The sequence below is a fragment of the Streptomyces lucensis JCM 4490 genome (genome assembly GCF_014650035.1).
GTDB lineage: Bacteria > Actinomycetota > Actinomycetes > Streptomycetales > Streptomycetaceae > Streptomyces > Streptomyces lucensis.
On the sequence record NZ_BMUE01000002.1, the window covers coordinates 237,689 to 262,830 of the forward strand.

General features: G+C 72.3%; 17 protein-coding genes. 12 read left to right on the top strand and 5 right to left on the bottom strand.

Going from position 1 to position 25,142, the window contains the following annotated elements; genetic code table 11:
- Nucleotides 1-12: 12 nt before the first annotated feature.
- The 7 genes from speB (at nucleotide 13) to IE177_RS05295 (ending at nucleotide 9,755) form a co-directional block, all read left to right on the top strand.
- Nucleotides 13-984 carry an agmatinase gene (gene speB, locus IE177_RS05265; RefSeq protein WP_190013555.1) on the top strand — a complete coding sequence of 324 codons (972 nt, stop codon included), beginning with the start codon at nucleotides 13-15 and terminating at the stop codon, nucleotides 982-984.
- A gap of 5 nt (nucleotides 985-989) precedes the next feature.
- On the top strand, nucleotides 990-2,675 hold the full coding sequence (locus IE177_RS05270; RefSeq protein ID WP_190013556.1) for a thiamine pyrophosphate-binding protein: 1,686 nt from the start codon (nucleotides 990-992) through the stop codon (nucleotides 2,673-2,675).
- A gap of 38 nt (nucleotides 2,676-2,713) precedes the next feature.
- The gene (locus tag IE177_RS05275) at nucleotides 2,714-3,145 is read left to right on the top strand and encodes a hypothetical protein (protein WP_190013557.1); all 432 of its coding nucleotides are present in this window, start codon (nucleotides 2,714-2,716) and stop codon (nucleotides 3,143-3,145) included.
- 244 nt (nucleotides 3,146-3,389) lie between these two features.
- Nucleotides 3,390-4,310, top strand: coding sequence for a serine hydrolase (locus tag IE177_RS05280; protein ID WP_190013558.1), 921 nt, complete (start codon nucleotides 3,390-3,392; stop codon nucleotides 4,308-4,310).
- Between the two features lie 53 nt (nucleotides 4,311-4,363).
- Nucleotides 4,364-5,392, top strand: coding sequence for an esterase-like activity of phytase family protein (locus IE177_RS05285; protein ID WP_190013559.1), 1,029 nt, complete (start codon nucleotides 4,364-4,366; stop codon nucleotides 5,390-5,392).
- A 121-nt stretch (nucleotides 5,393-5,513) separates the two neighbouring features.
- The gene (locus IE177_RS05290) at nucleotides 5,514-9,233 is read left to right on the top strand and encodes an ABC transporter ATP-binding protein (RefSeq protein WP_190013560.1); all 3,720 of its coding nucleotides are present in this window, start codon (nucleotides 5,514-5,516) and stop codon (nucleotides 9,231-9,233) included.
- Nucleotides 9,234-9,362: 129 nt separating this feature from the next.
- Nucleotides 9,363-9,755, top strand: coding sequence for a hypothetical protein (locus IE177_RS05295; RefSeq protein WP_190013561.1), 393 nt, complete (start codon nucleotides 9,363-9,365; stop codon nucleotides 9,753-9,755).
- Between the two features lie 15 nt (nucleotides 9,756-9,770).
- Here the strand turns inward: IE177_RS05295 and IE177_RS05300 are convergent, their stop codons facing one another.
- The 4 genes from IE177_RS05300 to IE177_RS05315 all read right to left on the bottom strand — a co-directional run bounded on the left by IE177_RS05300 (nucleotide 9,771) and on the right by IE177_RS05315 (nucleotide 14,881).
- A complete protein-coding gene (locus IE177_RS05300) occupies nucleotides 9,771-10,358 on the bottom strand; it encodes a TlpA family protein disulfide reductase (RefSeq protein WP_190013562.1) in 588 nt (195 codons plus the stop codon).
- A 212-nt stretch (nucleotides 10,359-10,570) separates the two neighbouring features.
- Nucleotides 10,571-12,409 carry a glycoside hydrolase family 3 protein gene (locus tag IE177_RS05305; protein WP_190013563.1) on the bottom strand — a complete coding sequence of 613 codons (1,839 nt, stop codon included), beginning with the start codon at nucleotides 12,407-12,409 and terminating at the stop codon, nucleotides 10,571-10,573.
- Nucleotides 12,410-12,528: 119 nt separating this feature from the next.
- A complete protein-coding gene (locus IE177_RS05310; RefSeq protein WP_190013564.1) occupies nucleotides 12,529-13,329 on the bottom strand; it encodes a sugar phosphate isomerase/epimerase family protein in 801 nt (266 codons plus the stop codon).
- Nucleotides 13,330-13,834: 505 nt separating this feature from the next.
- Nucleotides 13,835-14,881: a LacI family DNA-binding transcriptional regulator gene (locus IE177_RS05315; RefSeq protein ID WP_190013565.1), complete on the bottom strand. Its 1,047-nt coding sequence runs from the start codon at nucleotides 14,879-14,881 to the stop codon at nucleotides 13,835-13,837.
- 253 nt (nucleotides 14,882-15,134) lie between these two features.
- Here IE177_RS05315 and IE177_RS05320 point away from each other — a divergent pair, with 253 nt between their 5' ends.
- The 5 genes from IE177_RS05320 to IE177_RS05340 all read left to right on the top strand — a co-directional run bounded on the left by IE177_RS05320 (nucleotide 15,135) and on the right by IE177_RS05340 (nucleotide 22,142).
- Entirely contained in the window at nucleotides 15,135-16,286 is a 1,152-nt protein-coding gene (locus tag IE177_RS05320; protein ID WP_190013566.1) for a Gfo/Idh/MocA family protein, read from the top strand.
- Nucleotides 16,283-17,434, top strand: coding sequence for a dihydrodipicolinate synthase family protein (locus tag IE177_RS05325; RefSeq protein ID WP_190013567.1), 1,152 nt, complete (start codon nucleotides 16,283-16,285; stop codon nucleotides 17,432-17,434). Before IE177_RS05320 ends, IE177_RS05325 begins: the two co-directional genes overlap by 4 nt.
- Before the next feature lie 38 nt (nucleotides 17,435-17,472).
- Entirely contained in the window at nucleotides 17,473-18,279 is an 807-nt protein-coding gene (locus IE177_RS05330; RefSeq protein WP_190014088.1) for a sugar phosphate isomerase/epimerase family protein, read from the top strand.
- Between the two features lie 38 nt (nucleotides 18,280-18,317).
- Nucleotides 18,318-20,579 (top strand): SF1B family DNA helicase RecD2, encoded by a 2,262-nt coding sequence (recD2, locus tag IE177_RS05335; RefSeq protein WP_190013568.1) that lies wholly within the window; start codon nucleotides 18,318-18,320, stop codon nucleotides 20,577-20,579.
- 273 nt (nucleotides 20,580-20,852) lie between these two features.
- Nucleotides 20,853-22,142, top strand: coding sequence for a citrate synthase (locus IE177_RS05340; protein WP_190013569.1), 1,290 nt, complete (start codon nucleotides 20,853-20,855; stop codon nucleotides 22,140-22,142).
- A 696-nt stretch (nucleotides 22,143-22,838) separates the two neighbouring features.
- On the opposite strand, the gene IE177_RS05345 is transcribed toward IE177_RS05340, so the two are convergent.
- The gene (locus IE177_RS05345; protein ID WP_190013570.1) at nucleotides 22,839-25,091 is read right to left on the bottom strand and encodes a heavy metal translocating P-type ATPase; all 2,253 of its coding nucleotides are present in this window, start codon (nucleotides 25,089-25,091) and stop codon (nucleotides 22,839-22,841) included.
- Nucleotides 25,092-25,142: the final 51 nt, after the last annotated feature.

Here is a 25,142-nt window from a genome sequence, read left to right on the forward strand (position 1 = left end):
AGGCATTTCATCATGAGCAGCAACGAGACGCCCCGCGGCCCCGTCGACTCCTCCCGCGTCCCGCGGTACGCCGGACCCGCGACCTTCGCCCGGCTGCCCCGCCTGGACGAGGTCGGCACCACCGACGTCGCCGTCGTGGGCGTGCCGTTCGACTCCGGCGTCTCGTACCGGCCGGGCGCCCGCTTCGGCGGCAACGCCATCCGCGAGGCGTCCCGGCTGCTGCGCCCGTACAACCCCGCGCAGGACGCCTCCCCCTTCGCCCTGGCCCAGGTCGCCGACGGCGGCGACATCGCGGTGAACCCGTTCAACATCAACGAGGCCGTGGAGACCATCGAGGCCGCGGCGGACGAGCTGCTGGGCACGGGCGCCCGCCTGATGACCCTGGGCGGCGACCACACCATCGCGCTGCCGCTCCTGCGGTCGGTCGCGAAGAAGCACGGTCCGGTGGCCCTGCTCCACTTCGACGCCCACCTCGACACCTGGGACACCTACTTCGGCGCCGAGTACACCCATGGCACCCCGTTCCGGCGTGCGGTCGAGGAGGGCATCCTCGACACCTCGGCCCTGTCCCACGTCGGCACCCGCGGCCCCCTGTACGGCAAGCAGGACCTCACCGACGACGAGAAGATGGGCTTCGGCATCGTCACCTCGGCCGACGTCTACCGCCGGGGCGCCGACGAGGTGGCCGACCAGCTGCGCCAGCGCATCGGCGACCGCCCGCTCTACATCTCCATCGACATCGACTGCCTCGACCCGGCCCACGCGCCCGGCACCGGCACCCCCGAGGCGGGCGGCATGACCTCCCGCGAGCTGCTGGAGATCCTGCGCGGGCTGGCGTCCTGCAACCTGGTGTCGGCGGACGTCGTCGAGGTGGCCCCGGCGTACGACCACGCCGAGATCACCTCGGTCGCGGCCTCCCACACCGCCTACGAACTGACCACCATCATGAGCCGCCAGATCGCGGCGGCCAGGAAGGACGCGTAAGCGCAGTGACTCACGACCACGACCTGGTGCTCCGCCCGTCCGAGGCGCAGATCTCGTCCGCGCTGAATCCTCCCCCGGGGCGCAACGGCGGAGACCTGGTCGTGGAAACCCTGGCCGGGCTCGGCGCGACCACCGTCTTCGGCCTGCCCGGCCAGCACGCCCTCGGCATGTTCGACGCCCTGCGCCGCTCGTCGCTGCGCTACATCGGCCTGCGGGTGGAGAACAACGCGGGCTTCGCCGCGGACGCCTACGGCAGGATCACGGGGGAGGCGGCCCCGCTGCTCCTCTCGACGGGCCCGGGCGCCCTGACGTCGCTCGCGGCCCTCCAGGAGGCGGCGGCGGCCTCCGCCCCCGTGCTGGCGATCAGCAGCCAGGTCCCTACGGCGGGCCTCGGCGGCGGCCGCCATGGCTACCTCCACGAACTCCCGGACCAGGCGGCCTCGTTCCGGGGCGTGGTCAAGTCGGTCCACACGGTCCGCACCCAGTCCCAGATCCCGTCGGCGATCGCGGCGGCCTGGAAGTCGGCGCTGACGGCGCCGCACGGCCCGGTGTGGGTGGAGATCCCGCAGGACGTGCTGCTCGCCGCGACCGCGCTGCCGGTGGTGACGGCGATGGACGCGGCCCCCGAGGACCTGGTGCCCCGCCCCGAACTCACGGCGGTGGCGGCGGACCTGCTGTCCCGCGCCGCCCGCCCGGCGATCATCGCGGGCGGCGGGGTCGTACGGTCGGACGCGTCGGGCAAGCTGCGGGCGCTGGCGGAGAAGCTGGACGCGCCGGTGGTGACGACGTTCGGCGGCAAGGGGGCGTTCCCGTGGAACCACCCCCTGTCGCTCCAGTCCTGGCTGGAGGACCGTCACACGACGGACTTCCTGGAGGACGCGGACGTCGTGCTGGTGGTCGGCTCGGGCCTCGGCGAACTCTCCTCGAACTACCACACGTTCAGGCCCCGGGGCCGGGTCGTCCAGATCGAGGCGGACGCCGGCAAGCTGGAGTCCAACCACCCGGCGCTGGGCATCCACGCGGACGCCCGCCTGGCGTTGCAGGCCCTGCTGGAGACGGTGGAGGAGCGGACCGACGAGTCGGCGCCGCAGCGGGTGCGGGAGCTCCTGGCGAAGGTGACCGACCGCATCGCCGGTCAGGACCTCACCCTGGAGCAGGACGTGCTGGCCTCGGTCCGCCGCGCCCTGCCGGCCGACTCCCCGTCCTTCTGGGACATGACCATCCTGGCCTACTGGGCCTGGTCCGCCTTCGACGCCCACGCCCCCAACACCATGCACTCGGCCCAGGGCGCCGGCGGCCTCGGCTACGGCTTCCCGGCGGCCCTCGGCGCGGCGGCGGCCGATCCGACACGTCCGGTGCTGGCGGTGTCGGGCGACGGAGGGGCGCTGTACTCCATCGCCGAACTGGCGACGGCCAGGCAGTACGACCTCCCCGTCACCTGGCTGATCGTGGACGACGGGGGCTACGGCATCCTCCGCGAGTACATGACGGACGCCTTCGGCCAGGCCACGGCGACGGAACTGACCCGCCCCGACTACGTCGCCCTGGCGGAGTCCTTCGGGGTGCCGGGGGTTCGTACCAGCCCGGAGACCCTGGAGGAGGACCTGGCGAAGGCGCTGGCGTCCCCTGGGCCCTCGGTGGTCGTACTCCCGGCGGTACTGCGGATGTTCGCGCCGACGCACCTGGGCTAGGGCGTCCGCCCGGCTGCCGGGCGCCTATGATCGTCGGCATGTCCGCCCTCCGTGAGCGCTCCGCCCTCAGTCAACTGGCCCCCGGTGAGCGGCTTCTGGCCTACGGCACGGTCGTCCCCGCCAAGAGCGCCAAGAGCGCCAAGGGCGGCGTCGGCGGCGCCGTCGCGAACCGGTTGGTGAACACCATCGGCGCCCAGTCCGCCGGCGCCGGCAGCATCGCCGCCGGCCTGCCGCGCACCTCCGGCGCGCTGCTGCTGCGGGTGACCGACCAGCGCGTCGGACTCGTCCAGCCCCTTGACGGCACCCCCGTGTGGGAGATTCCGCGCGACTGGGTGGTCCGGGTGGAACGCCGGCCCCGCACGCAGCTGATGGCCCGCTTCCGCCTGCACTGCGCCGACGGCTCCTGGCTCGCCTTCCTGACGATGCGCCGCCGCACGGTCGAGCAGTTCGGCTCGCTGATCGGCGGCTGAGCAGGTCGCCTCAGGCCGGGTCACCTCAGGATCTTCGGGAAGTCCGCCCTGAGGTCGGCCAGTTGGGCCTCGTACTTCTGCGTCATGAGCGAAGCATTGCCGGGCTTCCGCACCCTGACCCCTCGAACTCCCGCCCTACGAATGCGTGTACAACTGTCCGACGTGTCCGTGAGTCGAACTGGTGGCGCACGGGTGCGCTCGACGGCGTTCAGGGGGACGCCGCGACGTTCAAGGGGAACTCTTCATGACTTACCGGATATCCGGACGTACCGGCGCGGTCGCCGCCGTCCTCGGTGCCGCGCTGCTCGTACCGGCCGTCACCGCGACCCCGGCCTCGGCGACCACGCCCGCCGTGAGCTGCACGTCCGCCAATACGGGCCTGGCCGCCAAGCTGAAGAAGGACATCACGGCCGCCCTGGCCGACCGCAAGGGCACCGTCGCCATCGGCGTGTACGACCGCAGCACCAAGACCACCTGCACCCTGCGGGCCACGTCCGCCTACGACTCGGCCAGCACCGTCAAGGTGACCGTGCTCGCCACGCTGCTGTGGGACGCGAAGAAGCACAACCGGTACCTGACGAGCACCGAGCAGACCCTCGCCAAGGCCATGATCACGCAGTCGGACAACACGGCGACCAGCAAGCTCTGGAAGCAGCTGGGCATGACGAAGATCAAGGGCTTCCTGACCGCAGCCGGGATGACGAAGACCGTCCCGGGCACGGACGGGTACTGGGGGCTGACCCAGGAGAACGTCACCGACGAGCAGAAGCTGCTCAAGCTCGTCACCGCCAAGAACAGCGTGCTGAGCGACAACTCCCGTGCCTACATCCTCAAGCTGATGGGCCAGGTCGTCTCCGACCAGCGCTGGGGCACGCCCGCGGGCGCGCCGTCCTCCGTCGCCGTGCACGTCAAGAACGGCTGGCTGCAGCGCTCCACGCACGGCTGGCGCGTGCACAGCCTGGGCACCTTCAACGGCGCCGGGCACGACTACATGATCAGCGTGCTGACCCAGGACAACAGCACCATGAGCTACGGCGTCACCACCATCCAGAACGTCGCCAAGGCCATCCACAAGGACCTGGTGCCGACCACCTCCGGCGCCCTGCGCTACACCCCGACCAGCCGGCCCAGCGAGGCCACCGTCGCGGTGCCCCCGCAGGGCTGACGCTTCACGAGGCGGTCTCCCGCAGGACACCGGACCGCCCTACGGTGACGGGCATGCGCCTGCGAACCGTACTCGCCACCCTCACCGCCGGCCTGGCGGCGGCCACCTGTCTGGCCGCCGCCGGGCCCGCGGACGCCCACGACTCCGGGGACGCACACGCCTGTTCTCCGGCCGTTTCCATCGACCGCTTCTCCGACGCGCTCGACAAGACGGACCACGACGGGACCTTCGTCGGCAACTTCTCCGCCCTCGCGGTGGACCGGGACGGCTCCCTCGCCGCCCTGTCGGACCGGTCGTCCCTGTTCTCCCTGGACGCCCGGACCCTCCGGCCCGAGGCGGCCGTCCACCTCGCCGACGAGAAGGGCGGGGACCTCGACTCCGAAGGGCTCGCGGTCGACCGCGACGGCACCCGGCTGGTCAGCTCCGAGACCGAGCCGTCCGTACGCCGCTACTCCCGCGACGGCAGGATCCTCGACCGGCTCCCGGCCCCGCCCGCGCTTCTGGTCGCCCCGGCCGGCCGGGCCGCCGCCAACCAGACCTTCGAGGGGCTGACCCTGCTGCCCGGCGGTCGCACCCTGCTGGCCTCCATGGAGTACGCCATCGCGGGCGACTCGGCCGGCATCGTCCGCTTCCAGACCTGGCAGCGGCACCACGGCCACTTCCGGCTCGCCGCCCAGTACGCCTACCGCACCGACGCGGGCCTCGGCGTCCCCGAGGTCCAGGCCACGCCCGACGGCCGCCTCCTCGTCCTGGAGCGCGGCTTCACCGCCGGCGTCGGCAACACCGTCCGCCTCTACCTGGCCGACCCGCGCCACGCGACCGACACCAGCGGCATCGAGAACCTGACCGGGCAGGGCGGGGTGCGCCCGGTCCGCAAGACCCTGCTCGCCGACGTCGCCGCGTGCCCGAGTCTCGGTGCCACCGCCCGGCAGCCCCAGCCGAACCCGCTGCTGGACAACATCGAGGGCATGACCGTCACGGGGCGTGACCGGGCCGGCCGTTTGCGGGTTCTCCTGGTCAGCGACGACAACGGGAACACGGCCCAGACCACGCGGTTCTACTGCCTGCGGGTGCGGGTCTGACCGTCTTCGTCCGCTCCTCGTCCCGCCTCGTTCCGCCCCTCGTTTTGTTGCGGAGGGATGAAATCCGCTTCGTCGCGTGTTGGTGCCTTCCGGCAGAGCAGGTCTACAGGGAGGCACCGGCGTGGCAACGCAACGGGGATGGGCACGGCGGCTGGCGGGCTACGCCTGGCGGTATCCCAGGGACGTCGTACTCGCCCTCGGCTCCTCGCTCGCCGGCATGGCCGTCATGGCCGTGGTCCCGCTGATCACCAAGGTGATCATCGACGACGTCATCGGCGCCCACACCCGCTCCATGGCCCCCTGGGCCGGCGCCCTGCTCGGCGCCGCCCTCCTCGTCTACGCCGCCACCTACGTCCGCCGCTTCTACGGCGGCCGGCTCGCCCTCGACGTCCAGCACGACCTGCGGACCGAGATGTACGGCACGATCACCCGCCTCGACGGCCGCCGCCAGGACGAGCTGTCCACCGGACAGGTCGTCGGCCGCGCCACCAGCGACCTCCAGCTCATCCAGGGCCTGCTCTTCATGCTCCCGATGACCATCGGGAACGTCCTGCTCTTCGTGATCTCTCTGATGATCATGGCCTGGCTGTCGCCGCCGCTGACCCTGGTCGCCCTCGCCGTCGCACCGGCCCTGTACTGGATCGCCAAACGCAGCCGCAGCAAGCTCCACCCCGCCACCTGGTACGCCCAGGCCCAGGCCGCCGCCGTCGCGGGCGTGGTCGACGGCGCCGTGAGCGGCGTACGCGTGGTGAAGGGCTTCGGGCAGGAGGAGCAGGAGACCGGCAAGCTGCGCGAGGTCGGACGCCGGCTCTTCGCCGGACGGCTGCGCACCATCCGCCTGAACAGCAGGTACACCCCCGCCCTCCAGGCGGTCCCCGCGCTCGGCCAGGTCGCCATGCTGGCCCTGGGCGGCTGGCTCGCCGTACGCGGTCACATCACCCTCGGCACCTTCGTCGCCTTCTCCACCTACCTCGCCCAGCTGGTCGGCCCCGTCCGCATGCTCGCGGTGGTCCTCACCGTCGGCCAGCAGGCCCGCGCCGGCACCGAGCGCGTGCTGGAGTTGATCGACACCGAGCCGACGATGAAGGACGGCACGAAGACCCTCCCGGCGGACGCGCCCGCCACCGTCGAGTTCGACGACGTCTCCTTCGGGTACGGCGGGACCAGCCCCGTGCTCGCGGGGCTCAGCCTCGAGATCCGCCCCGGTGAGACCCTCGCCGTCGTCGGCTCCTCCGGCTCCGGCAAGTCCACCCTCTCCCTGCTGCTCCCGCGGTTCTACGACGTCACCCACGGCGCCGTCCTGATCGGCGGCCACGACGTGCGCGAGCTGACCCTGGACTCCCTGCGGGCCGCGATAGGCCTGGTCCCGGAGGACTCCTTCCTGTTCTCGGACACCGTCCGCGCCAACATCGCCTACGGCCGTCCGGACGCCGGCCAGGAGGAGATAGAGGCCGCCGCCCGCGCCGCCCAGGCGGACCGTTTCATCCGGGAACTGCCGAACGGCTACGACACAGAGGTCGGCGAGCACGGCCTGACCCTCTCCGGCGGCCAGCGCCAGCGCATAGCGCTCGCCCGCGCCCTGCTCACCGACCCGCGCCTGCTGGTCCTGGACGACGCCACCTCGGCGGTGGACGCCCGGGTCGAGCACGAGATCCACGAGGCGCTGGGGCACGTCATGGAGGGCCGCACCACCCTTCTCATCGCCCACCGCCGCTCCACCCTGAACCTCGCCGACCGCATAGCCGTCCTGGACGGCGGCCGGCTCGCCGACCTCGGCACCCACGAGGAGCTGCAGGAGCGCTCCGCCCTCTACCGGCGGCTGCTGACCGACCCGGACGAGCTGGGCGGGGTCTCCCCTGGCCGGGTCCCCCCGGCGGAGCCGCAGGAGGACACCTCCGTCCGCGAGGAGCTGGACGCCGAGTTCGACGCCGAGCGGGGCGTGACCCCCAGGCTGTGGACCGGCGACCGCGAACCGAAGGACCAGGCGCTCAGCGGCACCCCCGCCACCCCCGAGCTGCTCGCCCAGGTCGAGGCGCTGCCCCCGGCCACCGACACCCCCGACGTCGACGAGCGCCGGGCGGTCCTGCCCGAGGACTCCTACGGCCTGCGCCGCCTGCTGCGCGGCTTCGGCCGGCCCCTGCTGGTGAGCCTGCTGCTGGTCGCCGTGGACGCCGGCGCCGGCCTGCTGCTGCCGGTGCTGATCCGGCACGGCATCGACCAGGGCGTCAGCCGCACGGCGCTCGGCGCGGTCTGGGCGGCGTCCCTGCTCGGCCTCCTGACCGTCCTCGTGCAGTGGGCCGCGCAGACCGGCGAGACCCGGATGACCGGCCGCACCGGCGAGCGCGTGCTGTACTCGCTGCGGCTGAAGATCTTCGCGCAGCTCCAGCGGCTCGGCCTCGACTACTACGAGCGTGAGCTGACCGGCCGGATCATGACCCGGATGACGACCGACGTCGACGCCTTGTCGTCGTTCCTGCAGACCGGTCTGGTCACCGCGTTCGTCTCGGTCGTCACCTTCTTCGGCATCATGGTCGCCCTGCTGGTGATCGACGTGCAGCTCGCCCTCGTCGTCTTCACCACCCTGCCGCCGCTGATCGTCGCCACCTTCTTCTTCCGCCGGGCCAGCGTGAAGGCGTACGAACTCGCCCGGGAACGCGTCTCGCTGGTCAACGCCGACCTGCAGGAGTCGGTGGCGGGACTGCGGATCGTGCAGGCCTTCCGGCGGGAGCGGGACGGCGGGCGGCGGTTCGCCGAGCGCAGCGACAGCTACCGGGCCGCCCGCATCCGCGGCCAGCGGCTGATCTCGGTCTACTTCCCGTTCGTCCAGCTGCTGAGCTCGGTCGCCGCGGCGGCGGTGCTGATCGCGGGAGCGGGACGGGTGGAGGCGGCCACCCTGACCACCGGCGCGCTGGTGGCGTACCTGCTCTACATCGACCTCTTCTTCGCGCCCGTCCAGCAGCTCTCCCAGGTCTTCGACGGCTACCAGCAGGCCACGGTGTCGCTGGGCCGCATCCAGGAACTGCTGCGCGAGCCGACGTCGACGAAGCCCGCCGACCGGCCCCTGGACGTGCCGTCCCTGCGCGGTGACCTCGCCTTCGAGGACGTGCGCTTCGCCTACGGGGACGACGAGACGGCGCTGACGGGCATCGACCTGACGATCCCGGCCGGGCAGACGGTCGCCTTCGTCGGGGAGACGGGCGCCGGCAAGTCGACGCTGGTCAAGCTGGTGGCCCGGTTCTACGACCCCACCTCCGGCCGGGTCACGGCCGACGGCACGGATCTGCGCGACCTGGACCTCACGTCCTACCGGCACCGGCTCGGGGTCGTGCCGCAGGAGGCGTACCTCTTCCCCGGCACGATCCGTGACGCCATCGCCTACGGCCGTCCCGAGGCCACCGACGCCGAGGTGGAGGCGGCGGCCCGGGCGGTCGGCGCGCACGAGATGATCGCCACGCTGGAGGGCGGCTACCTGCACGAGGTCGCCGAGCGCGGCCGCAACCTCTCGGCCGGGCAGCGCCAGCTGATCGCCCTGGCCCGCGCGGAACTCGTCGACCCGGACATCCTGCTCCTGGACGAGGCCACGGCCGCCCTCGACCTGGCCACGGAGGCACAGGTCAACCAGGCCACCGACCGGCTGGCGGGGCGCCGCACGACACTGGTGGTGGCCCACCGGCTGACCACCGCGGCCCGGGCGGACCGGGTGGTCGTGCTGGACCACGGCCGGGTGGTGGAGGACGGCACGCACGAGGAGCTGCTGGCCCTCGGCGGCCGGTACGCCGAGCTGTGGCGGACCTTCGTGGGCCGTCCGGAGCCCGAGGAGCCGGTCGGCGCGGCGCGCTGAGGCCACCCGGGCGGGCCACCCCGTCGACGCGTACCGCTGACGGTCGTGCAACCATCCGACACATGTCGTGCGTCCGTACATCAGTACGTTCATCCGGGGATGCACGACCGCGGTACGGGGAGGACGACAGTGGACAGTGGTGCGATACGCCGGCGGATCGCGATGGCCGCGGCCGCGCTGGCCGCGTCGGGGGTGCTGGGCCTCACGGCGACCGGGACCGCGCAGGCCGGCACGGCGGGCGGCTGCGGGGGGCGCGAGGTGCGGACCCTGCCCTTCCGTACCGGTGTCACCCACGTCTACAAGAGAGACGGCTACGTCTGCGCGATCACGGTCGCCAAGCGCCCCGGCGCCGCCCGCACCATGGCGGTCAGCGTGCAGGCCCGCGGCAACCGGCCGGTCGTCGACAAGGGCCGCTACCGGCACCACGCCGGCCCGGTGACCGTGCACGCCGGGCACCGCTGCGTCTGGGTCAGGGGCTCGGTGGGCGGGTCCACGGTCAGCTCCGGCTGGATCCTGTGCTGACGGCCGCGCACGCGGTCAGGAACGGGACGCCTTCTCGCGGGCGGCGGGCAGCAGCGGCTCTATGAGCTTCACGACCTCGGCCTCGGTCACCTGGCCCGACCTGGCGGCCGCGATCCTGCCGGCCGGGTCGACGACGACCGTGAACGGGATCGCCTGGGCGTTCACCAGGCCGCGGGGCAGCTTCAGCGCCTGCCGTCCCGCCGGGTCGTGCAGGGACGGGTAGCCGAGCCGGAAGTCGCGCTGGAACGCGAGGCCGTCGCCGCGGTTCTGGTCGGTGTCCAGCCCCAGCACCTGCACGCCCCGGTCCTTCCAGGCCCGCTGGATCCGCCTCAGCTCGGGCGCCTCCACGCGGCAGGGCCCGCAGGTGGAGGCCCATGCATTGAGGAGGACGACCTTGCCCCGGTAGTCGGACAGACGGACGGTGCGCCCGTCCAGGGTGCCGCCGGAGATGTCGGGCGCGGCCGGGCGATCGGCCTTGCGGAAGGTCCGGGTGAGCGGATCGGACGGGCTGGTGTCGGCGACCGGCCCCGGCCGGGAACAGCCGGCCACGACCGCGCAGAGTGCGACGACGGCGGCCACGGCCGCCCGGTGACGACGGGACATGAGGGTCCTCCCTGACCCCGGCGCCCCCAGCAGACCCCCGTGGGCCGGGCGAACACCTTGATCACCCAGAATCTACCCAAGCCCTCCACCCATCCGACGGCCACCCCCGGCGCGGCCGCCTTCGGGCAGTCACCCCCGGGCCGCGCGCGGCCCGCCCCGCCCGAACACCGTCCGCCGCTCTCGCGGGCGGCGGACGGTGGGCGGCGTGGGCGTCACCTGCCGTACGTCAGCCCGTGCCCGATCGGGTACAGCACCCGCGCCGGATCGTCCGCCCGCTGCACCGGCACCGGAAGCTTCCCGCGGGGCGAGACCCGTCCGGCGATCACCCGTGCGGCGGCGCGCAGCTCGACGTCGGTCCAGCAGTACGTCGCCAGGCATGCCTTCACGGACGTCAGCTGGGCCACGTCGTAGGGGTTGCGGACGGCCACCGCCACGATCGGCCTGCCCGTCGCCAGCAGCCGATCCACCAGGGTCCGCTGCGAGCTGCCCGCCGTCACGTTGTACGTCGCCACCACCACCGCGTCCGCGTCCCCGGCCGCCGCGACCGCCTTGTCGACGGTCGCCGCCGAGGGTGCGGTGCCGGTGGACAGGGCGGTGGCCGTGAAGCCCAGTTCGGTCAGGGCGGCGGCCAGCACGCCGGTGGGCGGCCCGGTGGTGCCGGACGGGGAGGCGGGGTCGGCGCCGACCACGAGCACCCGGGGCTCCGTACGCCGGTCGAGCGGGAGCAGGCCGTCCTCGTTCACCAGCAGGGTGGTGGTGCGCTCGGCGATCCGGTCGGCGGCGGCGAGGTGGGCCCTGGTGCCGACCGTCCGGTCGACGCCGGACCGGCTGACGTACACCCGGTCGAGGAGTCCGAGCCGGGCCTTCAGCCGCAGGACGCGCAGGATCGATTCGTCCAGACGGGCCTCCGTCAGCTCTCCCTCCTGGACGGCCTTCAGTACCGCGTGCCAGGCCACGTCCAAGGAGGGCGGGTTGAGCAGCTGGTCCACGCCGGCCTTCAGCGCGAGCACCGGCACCCGGTCGTCGCCGTACTTCGTGCGGACGCCCTCCATGCCGAGCGAGTCGGTGATCACGACGCCGTCGTAGCCGAGTTCGCCGCGCAGGATGCCGGTGAGGATCGGGTGGGACAGGGTCGCCGGGTCGCCGGAGTCGTCGAGAGCCGGGAACTGGATGTGCGCGGTCATGACCGAGTCGATGCCCGCCCGGATCGCGGCCCGGAACGGCACCGCGTCCAGCGTCTCCCACAGTTCCCGGCTGTGCGTGATGACCGGGAAGCCGTAGTGGCTGTCGACGGCGGTGTCCCCGTGGCCCGGGAAGTGCTTGGCGGTGGCCGCGACCCGCGACGACTGGTACCCCTTCACCTCGGCGGCCACCAGTCCGGCGACCGCCTCGGGGTCGGCGCCGAAGGACCGTACGCCGATGACCGGGTTCGCCGGGTTGACGTTGACGTCGGCGTCGGGCGAGTAGTCCTGGTTGATGCCCATCGCGCGCAGCTCGGCGCCGGAGATCCGGCCGAGGGCGCGGGCGTCGGCGCGGGAGCCGCCCGCGCCGATCGCCATGGCGCCCGGGAAGAGGGTCGCGGGCTTGCCGACCCGGCAGACGGCGCCGTGCTCCTGGTCGGTGGCGATGAGCACCGGCAGGCCCCGAGGCTGGTCCAGGGACGCCTTCTGGATGCCGTTGGACAGGTCGGCGATCTGGTGCGGGTCGCGGGTGTTGTGCGCCCAGCTGAAGTAGATGATCCCGCCGACGCGGTACCTGGCGATCAGCTCGGCGGCGGTGCGGACCCCGATCTCCTTGAGGTTGGCGTCGACGTCGGGCTGGTCGGGCGCGGTGGCGGAGTGGCCGTAGACCCGCATCACGAAGAGCTGGCCGACCTTCTCCTCCAGCGTCATCCGGGAGATCAGGGCACGCAGGCGGTGGTCGTCGGGGGTGGCGGCGCGGGCGTTCGCCGGTACGGTCAGCGCGGCGGTGAGTCCCGCGGTCGCGGCGAGGACGGCGCGTCTGGACGGCCGTGCGGTGTTTCCCGTGCTTCCCGTGCTGGTGTCGGGCACGTGCGCTCCTTCCGGAGGGGGACCGCTGAAAGAAACTTCCGAGGAGTCACCAATATCCAGGAAGTTTCTTTCCGTCAAGGGAACGCACAGTACCCGCCGCAGGGGCCCCGCCGACCGCCCTACGCCGCCTCGCCCAGCAGCCGCACGAGGTGCTCGCGGCCCTCGCCCAGCAGCTCGGGAAGCGGCGCGGCCCCCTCGTACCAGCGCTTCTCGTACTCCCAGCACAGCCAGCCGTCCCAGCCGTGCCGGGTGAGGACGTCCACGCACTCGGTGAGCGGCAGCACGCCCGCGCCGAGCGGCAGCGGGTTGGTGTCCTCGGCCGAGGCGATGTCCTTGACCTGCACGTATCCAAGGTGCGGGGAGAGCGCCGCGTAACTGTCCGCGGGCTGTTCACCGCCCAGCCAGGTGTGCATCACGTCCCACAGCGCGCCCACCTGCCGGTGGCCGACGGGGCCGAGGATCCGGATCGCGTCGGCGCCCGTGCGGTGCGAGTCGTGGGTCTCCAGCAGGATGCGGACACCGAGCGCGGCGGCGTCCTCCGCGGCTGTGCCCAGCCGCCGGGCGGCGACGGCGTCGGACTCCTCACGGGGCCGGTCCGGGTCGGCGCCGGGGAAGACACGGACGAAAGGCGCCCCCAAGTCGTGGGCCAACCGGAGGAGCTGACGGATCTCCTCCAGTACGGGGGCGTCGTCACCGGGGGCGGCCACGCGGGCGTATCCGGCGACGCCCAGCACCTCCACCCCCGCCCCCTCGAACAGGGCCGCGACCTCGGCGCGGCCGGCGGGGGAGAGGCCGGGATGCACCGGCTCCTCCGGATGGGCGCGCAGTTCCACGCCGTGGTAACCGTGTGCGGTCGCGAGCGCCAGGACCTCCGGTACAGGCAGGCCGGGGACGCCGAGAGTGGAGAACGCCAGCTTCATGGGCACGGAACGTACCCGCCGGTCGCCGGGTCCATGCACCACCGCCCGCGAGACCCGACGGACGAGCCACACCCCTACGACCGTTCGGCGGCCCGCACCACGCAAGCCAGGACGCACCATCCCCTGACCGCCCACGGCGAGACCAACCCCCTGAGGGGCGCGGGGAACTGCGCGACCGGCCGCAACGCACCCGCACCCGACACCCCACCGCGTCACCCGCTCACGGCAACGTCACGGCTCCAGGAGCCGCGCCCAACGGCGAGACCAACCCCCTGAGGGGCGCGGGGAACTGCGCGACCGGCCACAACGCACCCGCACCCGACACCCCACCGCGTCACCCGCTCACGGCAACGTCACCGTCCAGGAGCCGCGTTCAACGGTGAGATCAACCCCTTGAGGGGCGCGGGGAACTGCGCGACCGGCCACAACGCACCCGCACCCGCACCCGCCCGCGCACCCGACACCCCACCGCTCCCAAACCCCACGCCCCGCCCCCCGGGCAACCTCACCCCCGCGGCACTCCGGAGGAGCCCCGCACCATCAGCTCCCCCCGCACCGAAGCGATCCCCCCGGGCGGCGCGTCCTCCCGCCCCATCGCTATCCGCCCGGCCCGGGCCCCCGCCTCCGACAACGGCAACCGCACCGTCGTGAGCGCCGGCACCGCGTCGATGCTGAACGGCAGGTCGTCGAAGCCGGCCACGGAGACGTCCTCGGGAATGCGCAGGCCGGACTCGCGCAGGGCGGCGCACGCGCCCAGCGCGACGGAGTCGTTCGCGGCCACGATTCCCGTCAGCGAGGGGTCCCGGCGCAACAGCTCCAGCGTGGCCTCGTACCCGGACTGCCGGTCGTAGCGGCCGTACACCGTCCAGCGCGGGTCGTCCTCGACGCCCGCCGCCTCCAGCGCGGCGCGGTGGCCCTCCAGGCGGTGCCGGGTCGTCGTGCGCTCCGCGGGACCGGCGATGTAGCCCAGCCGCCGGTGCCCGAGTCCGACGAGGTGGTCCGTCAGCGCCCGGGCGCCGCCGCGGTTGTCGAAGGTGAGGGCGACGGCCCCGGTGTCCGGCACCGGCGGGCGCCCGCACAGCACCACCCGGGTCCCCGCCTCCGCGAGCTTGCGCAGCTTCGCCGCCACCGCCGCCGCGTGCGGCGCGTCCTCCACGGCCCCGCCGGTCAGCACCACGGCCGCCGCCCGCTGGCGCTGGAGCAGGGTCAGATAGGTCAGCTCGCGCTCCGGCGACCCGCCCGTGTTGCAGACGACCGCCAGGCGCTCGCCGCCCGCGCGCCCGCCCGGCCCGCCGATCTCGGCCTGTATCGCGCTCGCCATGAGCCCGAAGAACGGGTCGGCGATGTCGTTGACGAGGATGCCGACCAGGTCGGAGGTGGCTGCGGCCAGCGCGCTGGCGGGACCGTTGAGGACGTAGTCCAGCTCGTCCACCGCCCGCAGCACCCGCTCGCGCGTGGACGCGGCCACCGGATAGTTCCCGTTCAGCACGCGCGACACCGTCGCGGGGGAGACCTGGGCGCGGGCCGCCACGTCCGCCAGGGTCACCGTCATCGTCGTCCTCCGGTCGTGCATCGTGTCGTACGCCCACGTAGACAGCCAGACCCCGGTCCTGGTTCCGAGGATCTGTGGAGCAGACCCTAAAGCCCGGACCCGCGATGTTCGCCTCCTCGAACAACTCGAAGAGGACACGGTCTTGTACGGACCACGGTCCAGCGGCTAGTTTTCACGACGTAGAAAGCGCTTGCTGCACTGCCCCGCCGCCACGTGAGGAGGCGGCGGGGCGACGCCCACGAAGGGGACCGACGTGACACGCAAGACGGTGCGTATCGCCATGAACGGCGTGACCGGGCGCATGGGCTATCGCCAGCACCTCGTCCGGTCGATCCTCGCCCTGCGCGAGCAGGGCGGTCTCGACCTCGGCGACGGAACCGTGCTGTGGCCCGAGCCGATCCTGCTCGGCCGCCGCGAGCACGCGCTGCGGCAGATCGCCGACCGGCACGGCCTCGCGCACGTCTCCACCGACGTGGACGCCGTCCTCGCCGACCCCACCGTGGACGTCTACTTCGACGCCCAGGTCACCTCCGCCCGCGAGGGGTCGCTGCGGAAGGCGATCGCGGCAGGCAAGCACGTCTACACCGAGAAGCCCACCGCCACCGGCCTCGACGGCGCCCTCGAACTCGCCCGCCTCGCCCACGGCAGGGGCGTCAGGCACGGCGTCGTCCAGGACAAGATCTTCCTGCCGGGCCTCATCAAGCTGAAGCGGCTCGTCGACGGCGGCTTCTTCGGCCGGATCCTGTCCGTGCGAGGCGAGTTCGGCTACTGGGTCTTCGAGGGCGACTGGCAGTCCGCCCAGCGTCCCTCCTGGAACTACCGCGCCGAGGACGGCGGCGGCATCGTCGTCGACATGTTCCCGCACTGGGAGTACGTGCTGCACGAGCTGTTCGGCCGCGTGAAGTCCGTCCAGGCCCTCGCCACCACCCACGTCCCGCAGCGCTGGGACGAGCGGGGCAAGCCCTACGACGCCACCGCCGACGACGCCGCCTACGGCATCTTCGAACTCGAGGGCGGCGTGATCGCCCAGATCAACTCCTCCTGGACGGTCCGGGTCAACCGCGACGAGCTCGTCGAGTTCCAGGTCGACGGCACCGAGGGCTCCGCGGTGGCCGGCCTCAGGAAGTGCCGCGCCCAGCACCGCGGCGCCACCCCCAAGCCCGTCTGGAACCCGGACGTCCCCGCCACCGAGGCCTTCCGCGAGCAGTGGCAGGAGGTGCCCGACAACGCCCACTTCGACAACGGCTTCAAGGCCCAGTGGGAGCTTTTCCTCAGTCACGTCCACGCCGACACCCCCTACCGCTGGGACCTGCTCGCCGGCGCCCGTGGCGTGCAACTGGCCGAGCTGGGCCTGAAGTCCTCCGCCGAGGGCCGCCGCATCGACGTACCGGAGATCACCCTGTGACCATCCAGCTCCCCTCCGCCGACGGCGCCCTGCGGACGTACGAGCCGCGCACCGAGCCCCTCGCACCTGCCCCGGGCACCCCCTTCACCTCCCGCACCGTCTTCTCGGCGGCCCACGTCGTCGCCGACCCGTACGCGGACGTCTCGCCCGACTCGCCCGCCGCCGTCGACTGGGACGCCACCCTCGCCTTCCGCCGCCACCTGTGGTCGCACGGCCTCGGCGTCGCCGAGGCGATGGACACCGCCCAGCGCGGCATGGGCCTGGACTGGGACGGTGCGGCCGAACTCGTCCGCCGCTCGGCGGCCGAGGCGAAGGCGGCCGGCGGCCGCATCGCCTGCGGCGCCGGCACCGACCAGATCACCGGCGGCACGCTCGCCGCCGTCCGCGCCGCCTACGAGGAACAGCTCGCGGTCGTCGAGGAGGCGGGCGCCCAGGTGATCCTGATGGCCTCCCGCGCGCTGGCCTCGGCCGCCCGCGGCCCCGAGGACTACCTGGAGGTCTACGGCCACCTCCTGCGCCAGTCCGCCGGACCGGTGATCCTGCACTGGCTCGGCCCGATGTTCGACCCGGCGCTGGAGGGCTACTGGGGCTCCTCCGACCTGGACACCGCCACCGACGTGTTCCTGGAGGCCGTCACCGCGCACCCGGAGAAGGTCGACGGCGTCAAGATCTCCCTGCTGGACGCGGAGCGCGAGATCGACCTGCGGCGAAGGCTGCCGGACGGCGTCCGCTGCTACACCGGCGACGACTTCCACTACCCCGAGCTGATCGCGGGCGACGACAGGGGCTTCAGCCACGCCCTGCTCGGCGTCTTCGACCCCCTCGGTCCGCTGGCGGCGCAGGCGGTGCGGGTCCTGGACACGGGCGACGTGGCGGGTTTCCGCTCCCTGCTGGAGCCGACGGCCGGCCTCGCCCGCCACCTCTTCCAGCACCCCACCCGCTTCTACAAGACGGGCGTGGTCCTCCTCGCCTGGCTCGCGGGCCACCAGTCGCACTTCACGATGGTCGGCGGCCTGCAGTCGGCCCGCTCCCTCCCGCACCTCGCCCGCGCCTACGAACTGGCCGACGGCCTCGGCCTCTTCCACGACCCGAAGCTCGCCGAGGAACGCATGAAGACCCTGCTGTCGCTGTACGGGGTGAACCAGTGAGCACCCGCACGGAACTCGAGCGCTTCTCCATCAACCAGATGACGGTCAGGCAGCTGTCCCTGCCCGAACTGGCCGACGCCTGCGGCCGGCTGGGCATCGGCCAGGTGGGTCTGTGGCGCGAGCCCGTCCAGTCGTACGGGCTGGCGAAGAGCGCCAAGCTGGTCCGGGACGCGGGCCTGACCGTGACCACCCTGTGCCGCGGGGGCTTCCTCACCGCGACCGACCCGGACGAACGGGCGGCCGCCCTGGCCGACAACCGCCGCGCCGTCGACGAGGCGGCCGCGCTCGGCACCGACACCCTGGTCCTGGTCTCCGGCGGCCTGCCGCCCGGCGCCAGGGACCTGCGGGCCGCCCGCGGGCGCATCGCCGACGCGCTGACCGAACTGGCCCCCTACGCCGGGGAGCACGGCGTCCGCCTGGCCATCGAGCCCCTGCACCCCATGTACGCGTCCGACCGTTGCGTGGTCTCCACCCTCGCCCAGGCCCTGGACCTCGCCGAGCGCTTCCCCGCACACCAGGTCGGGGTGGCCGTGGACACGTACCACGTCTGGTGGGACGACCAGGCCCCCGCCCAGATCGCCCGCGCCGGCACGGCCGGCCGCATCCACACCTTCCAGCTCGCCGACTGGACCACCCCCCTCCCCGAGGGCGTCCTCAACGGCCGCGGCCAGATCGGCGACGGCGTGATCGACATGCGCGAGTGGAGGACCCATGTGGAGTCGGCCGGCTACACCGGCCCGATCGAGGTCGAACTTTTCAACGAGACCCTGTGGGCCGGGGACGGCCACGCGGTACTGGCCGAGACGGCACGACGCTTCGTGGCACACGTGATCCGCCGGACCTGACCCCCGTCGCTGTCACACCCCACCGGTACCGTCGGATCATGGCCAGTCAGGCGGGGAACAGCGGGGGCGGTGAGCGCCGGCTCGCCACGCTGGACGGCGTGCTGGAGCGGATCACGTACGCCAACGAGGAGAACGGCTACACCGTCGCCCGGGTCGACACCGGAAGAGGCGCCGGGGACCTCCTCACCGTGGTCGGCGCGCTGCTCGGCGCCCAGGTGGGGGAGTCGCTGCGGATGGAGGGCCGGTGGGGTTCGCACCCGCAGTACGGCAAGCAGTTCCACGTAGAGAACTACACGACCCTGCTGCCCGCCACCGTGCAGGGCATCCGCCGCTATCTCGGCTCGGGACTGGTCAAGGGCATCGGGCCCGTCTTCGCGGACCGGATCACCCAGCACTTCGGGCTGGACACCCTGCGCGTCATCGAGGAGGAGCCCAAGCGGCTGATCGAGGTGCCCGGACTCGGCCCCAAGCGGACCCGGAAGATCGCCGACGCCTGGGAGGAGCAGAAGGCGATCAAGGAGGTCATGCTCTTCCTCCAGACGGTCGAGGTGTCCACCTCCATCGCCGTGCGGATCTACAAGAAGTACGGGGACGCCTCGATCTCCGTCGTCAAGGAGCAGCCCTACCGCCTCGCCGCCGACGTCTGGGGCATCGGCTTCCTCACCGCCGACAAGATCGCCCAGTCCGTCGGGATCCCGCACGACAGCCCCGAGCGGGTGAAGGCGGGCCTGCAGTACGCGCTGTCGCAGTCGGCCGACCAGGGGCACTGCTTCCTGCCGGAGGAGCGGCTGATCGCCGACGCGGTGAAGCTGCTCCAGGTCGACACCGGGCTTGTCATCGAGTGCCTCACCGAGCTGGCCGGGGCCCCGCAGGAGGGGGCCGACCCCGGCGTCGTGCGGGAGCGGGTCCCCGGGCCGGACGGCGGTGACTCCGACGCCGTCACCGCCGTCTACCTGGTCCCCTTCCACCGCGCCGAGCTTTCCCTCTCCGCCCAGCTGCTGCGCCTGCTGCGCACGGACCAGGACCGGATGCCGGCCTTCCGGGACGTGGACTGGGCGAAGGCGCTCGGCTGGCTGAGGAGCCGTACGGGAGCGGAGCTCGCGCCCGAGCAGGAGGCCGCCGTCAGGCTCGCGCTCACCGAGAAGGTGGCCGTACTGACCGGAGGACCCGGTTGCGGCAAGTCCTTCACGGTCCGCTCGATCGTGGAGCTGGCCCGCGCCAAGCGCGCCAAGGTGCTGCTCGCCGCCCCGACCGGCCGCGCGGCCAAGCGGCTGTCCGAGCTGACCGGCGCCGAGGCCTCCACCGTGCACCGGCTGCTGGAGCTGAAGCCCGGCGGCGACGCGGCCTACGACAGGGACCGCCCGCTGGACGCCGACCTGGTGGTCGTGGACGAGGCGTCCATGCTGGACCTGCTGCTCGCCAACAAGCTGGTCAAGGCCGTGCCTCCCGGCGCCCACCTCCTCTTCGTCGGGGACGTGGACCAGCTGCCGAGCGTGGGCGCGGGGGAGGTGCTGCGGGATCTGCTCGCCGACGGCAGCCCCCTCCCCGCCGTGCGGCTCACCCGCGTCTTCCGGCAGGCCCAGCAGTCCGGTGTCGTGACGAACGCGCACCGGATCAACGCGGGACGGCATCCGCTCACCGACGGCCTCGAGGACTTCTTCCTCTTCGTGGAGGACGACACCGAGGAGGCGGGGCGCCTCACCGTGGACGTGGCCGCACGCCGGATCCCGGCCAGGTTCGGCCTCGACCCGCGCCGGGACGTGCAGGTGCTCGCGCCGATGCACCGGGGGCCGGCCGGCGCCGGCAACCTCAACGGCCTGCTCCAGCAGGCCATCACGCCGGGCCGGCCCGACGTGCCGGAGAAGCGGTTCGGCGGCCGGGTCTTCCGCGTCGGGGACAAGGTGACCCAGATTCGCAACAATTACGAGAAAGGAAAGAACGGTGTCTTCAACGGCACCGTGGGTGTCGTCACCTCGCTCGACCCGGTCGACCAGCGTCTGACGGTGCTGACGGACGAGGACGAGGAGGTCCCGTACGAGTTCGACGAACTGGACGAACTCGCACACGCGTACGCGGTGACCATTCACCGCTCCCAGGGAAGTGAATATCCCGCGGTGGTGATCCCGGTCACCACCGGAGCATGGATGATGCTGCAGAGGAACCTGCTGTACACGGCGGTGACACGGGCGAAACGGCTCGTCGTCCTCGTCGGTTCACGCAAGGCGATCGGGCAGGCGGTGCGCACGGTGTCCGCGGGCCGGCGCTGCACGGCGCTGGACTTCCGGCTGCGCGGCTCCTGACGGCCGGTGACCTGTCGCTGACCTGGCCGAAGACCCGCTGTCAGGCAGGGGTGACGACCCTCATCGGAAAAAATGATCGATCAAACGAGTCGTAAAGGTCACAGAGCACTTCCAGATGCAGCCCCGAGCGGGCAGGATGAGCAGGTTGGCGGCACTGAGTGCCGCCAATAGGCCCAATGGTCGACCCCGAGTGCACTCTCCTGAGCCAAATGGGGGATGGTAGAGACAGTCAGGGCACCTCGAAGATGAGGCACTACGTCGGTGAGGGAAGACGTGAGCGACAACTCTGTAGTACTGCGGTACGGCGACGGCGAGTACACCTACCCGGTGGTCGGCAGCACCGTCGGCGACAAGGGCTTCGACATCGGGAAGCTCCGCGCCCAGACCGGTCTGGTGACCCTGGACAGCGGGTACGGCAACACGGCCGCCTATAAATCCGCGATCACCTACCTCGACGGCGAGGCGGGCATCCTCCGCTACCGCGGCTACCCCATCGAGCAGCTGGCCGAGCGCTCCACCTTCCTCGAGGTGGCGTACCTGCTGATCAACGGCGAACTGCCCACCGTCGACGAGCTGACGACGTTCAAGAACGACATCACGCGGCACACCCTGCTGCACGAGGACGTCAAGAACTTCTACAGGGGCTTCCCGCGCGACGCCCACCCGATGGCCATGCTGTCCTCGGTCGTCTCGGCGCTGTCCACCTTCTACCAGGACAGCCACAACCCGTTCGACGAGAAGCAGCGCGACCTCTCCACGATCCGGCTGCTCGCCAAGCTGCCGACGATCGCGGCGTACGCGTACAAGAAGTCGATCGGCCACCCCTTCGTCTACCCGCGCAACGACCTCGGCTACGTCGAGAACTTCCTGCGCATGACCTTCTCGGTCCCGGCGGACGACTACGAGCTGGACCCGGTCGTGGTGGCCGCGCTGGACAAGCTGCTCATCCTGCACGCCGACCACGAGCAGAACTGCTCGACCTCCACGGTCCGCCTGGTCGGCTCCTCGCAGGCCAACATGTTCGCGTCGATCTCGGCCGGCATCAGCGCCCTGTGGGGTCCGCTGCACGGTGGCGCCAACCAGTCCGTGCTGGAGATGCTCGAGGGCATCCGTGACTCCGGCTCCGGCGTCGACACCTTCATCCGCAAGGTGAAGAACAAGGAGGACGGCGTCCGCCTGATGGGCTTCGGCCACCGGGTCTACAAGAACTTCGACCCCCGCGCCAAGATCATCAAGGCCGCCGCGCACGACGTGCTCTCGGCGCTGGGCAAGGACGACGAGCTTCTCGACATCGCCCTGAAGCTGGAGGAGCACGCGCTGTCCGACGACTACTTCGTCGAGCGCAAGCTCTACCCGAACGTCGACTTCTACACCGGTCTGATCTACCGGGCCATGGGCTTCCCGACCGAGATGTTCACGGTCCTGTTCGCCCTCGGCCGCCTGCCGGGCTGGATCGCCCAGTGGACCGAGATGATCAAGGAGCCGGGTTCCCGCATCGGCCGCCCGCGCCAGATCTACACGGGTGTCGTCGAGCGCGACTTCGTGCCGGTCGAGGAGCGCTGACCGCGCTGACCGCGAGGGCCTGCCCGCCGGGCGGGCCCCGGTCCCCGGCCGTGCCGGCACGGCCGGACAAGCGGAGCCCAAGAGGCGGAGCCGAAGAGGCAAGGCTGATGAGGCAGTGCTGAAGAGGCGGAGCTGATGCGGCGAAGCTGAAGAGCGAAACAGAAGGCGCCCTGAGACGCCGGTCCCCCCACGGGCCGACGACCAGGGCGCCTTCCCATGTCCCGGTGCGGATTCCCCCCACGGGATCCGGCCGGGCGCTTGGAGAGGACAGCGCCTGAAATCGCTGTCGGTGAGCACGACGGACGGATCCCGCCGTACCCCCAGTGATGCGGTGCGGTCTGCCGGGACAACGCACGCAGGGAGGGCCGCTCAAAGCTTCCCGGTGTACGTGCCCCGGCAACGCATCTCTGAGGAAGTCCCCCAAGACATCCCCAGATGCCAGTCAGCGCCCCCCAAGACGCCGAACTGACATCGCCAACTTAGACCTTCGAACCCCTTCGATGGTTACGTTCGCATCACTGTGATCTGCGTCTCTTGCATATGTCCTTTAAGTGCGCAAGAGCCCCGATACGGCGATCGAGACTCCAGCGTAAGGATGATGCGCGAGCCTTGTGAAGAGCTTATGTGAGGCTCGCGCCGGACTCCAGGGGGACTGCTACTTCGGTCCCGGCGAATCCCCGGGCCCGCCGGTGGCACTCACCGGAAGGTCCGCAGCCGCAGGCTGTTGGTGACCACGAAGAGCGAGGAGAAGGCCATCGCGGCCCCCGCGATCATCGGGTTCAGCAGGCCCGCGGCGGCCAGGGGCAGCGCGGCCACGTTGTAGCCGAAGGCCCATACGAGGTTGCCCTTGATGGTGGTGAGGGTGCGCCGCGAGAGCCGGATCGCGTCCGCGGCCACCCGCAGGTCCCCGCGCACCAGTGTCAGGTCGCCGGCCTCGATCGCCGCGTCCGTGCCGGTGCCCATGGCGAGGCCCAGGTCGGCGGTGGCCAGGGCCGCCGCGTCGTTCACGCCGTCGCCGACCATCGCCACGGTCCGCCCCTCGCTCCGCAGCCGCCGTACGACGTCCACCTTCTCCTCGGGGAGGACCTCGGCGAACACGTCGCGCGCGTCGATGCCGACGGTCTTCGCGACCGCCTCGGCGACCGTCCGGTTGTCGCCGGTCAGCAGCACCGGGGTGAGTCCGAGGGCGCGCAGCTCGCGTACCGCCTCGGCGCTGGTCTCCTTGACCGCGTCGGCCACGGCGAGGACCCCGCGGGCCCGCCCGTCCCAGCCGGCCACGACGGCCGTACGGCCCTGCTGCTCGGCCTCGCGGGCCGCGCGGGCCACCCCCGGCGGAAGGTCGTCGTACAGGCGCCCCACGGCCACCTCACGGCCGTCCACGCGTCCGCGTACGCCCCGCCCGGGGACGTTCTCGAAGTGCTCCACCGCCGGCAGCGCTCCGGTGCGCTCCTCGGCGCCCGTGGCGATCGCCCGGGCGATCGGGTGCTCGGAGGCGTGCTCCAGGGCGCCCGCGAGGCGCAGCAGCTCCTTCTCGTCCTCGCCGTCGGCGGCGTACACCGCCTGCAGTGTCATCCGGCCCGTGGTGACGGTGCCGGTCTTGTCGAGGACGACGGTGTCGACGCGGCGGGTGGACTCCAGGACCTCGGGGCCCTTGATGAGGATGCCGAGCTGGGCGCCGCGGCCGGTGCCGACCATCAGCGCGGTCGGCGTGGCGAGGCCCAGGGCGCACGGGCAGGCGATGATCAGGACGGCGACGGCGGCCGTGAACGCGGCGCCCGTGTCCCCGGTGACGCCGAGCCAGACGCCGAACGTCGCGAGCGCGATGAGCATGACCACCGGCACGAACACCGCCGAGATGCGGTCGGCGAGCCGCTGCACCTCGGCCTTGCCGTTCTGCGCGTCCTCCACCAGCCTCGCCATCCGGGCGAGCTGGGTGTCGGCGCCGACCCGGGTGGCCTCGACGACCAGTCGGCCGCCCGCGTTGACGGTCGCTCCGGTGACCCGGTCGCCGGGGCCGACGTCCACCGGCACCGACTCGCCGGTCAGCATGGACGCGTCCACGGCGGAGACGCCCTCCACGACCGTGCCGTCGGTGGCGATCTTCTCGCCGGGCCGTACGACGAACCGGTCGCCGACGGTGAGGGAGCCCACGGGCACGCGCACCTCGCGGCCCTCGCGCAGGACGGCGACGTCCTTGGCGCCCAGCTCCATCAGCGCCTTCAGGGCGGCCCCGGCGCGCCGCTTGGAGCGGGCCTCCAGGTAGCGGCCGAGCAGGATCAGCGCCACGACGCCGGAGGCCACCTCCAGGTAGATGGTGGAGGCGCCGTCCATCCGGGAGACGGTGAAGCGGAACTCGTCGTGCATGCCGGGCATGCCCGCGTCGCCGAGGAACAGGGCCCACAGCGACCAGCCGAACGCGGCCAGCGTGCCGACCGAGACCAGGGTGTCCATGGTGGCGGCGCCGTGCCGGGCGTTGGTCCAGGCGGCCCGGTGGAACGGGGCGCCGCCCCAGACCACGACGGGTGCGGCGAGGGTGAGCGAGAGCCACTGCCAGTCGTCGAACTGCAGCGCGGGGATCATCGCGAGCAGGACCACGGGCGCGGCGAGCAGGGCGGACACGAGCAGGCGGTGACGCAGGGCGCCGAGTTCCGGGTCGCCCTCGGGGGTCTCGCGGGCCGTGTCGGGCTCCGGGGCCGGCGGCGGGGGCTCCTCGGCCGTGTAGCCGGTCCTGACCACGGTGGCGATCAGGTCGGAGACCTGGACGCCTTCGGCGCAGGTGACCTTCGCCTTCTCGGTGGCGAAGTTGACGGTGGCGCTGACGCCCTCCATCCGGTTGAGCTTCTTCTCCACCCGGGCGGCGCACGAGGCGCAGGTCATCCCGCCGATGAGCAGCTCGACCTGCGAGGCCGTGCCCGCGGCTATGGCTGTGTCTGCGGTGGTGCTGGTCATGTCCGGACTCCAGACATCGGACCGGACCGTACGGATCCAGTATCAGCTGGT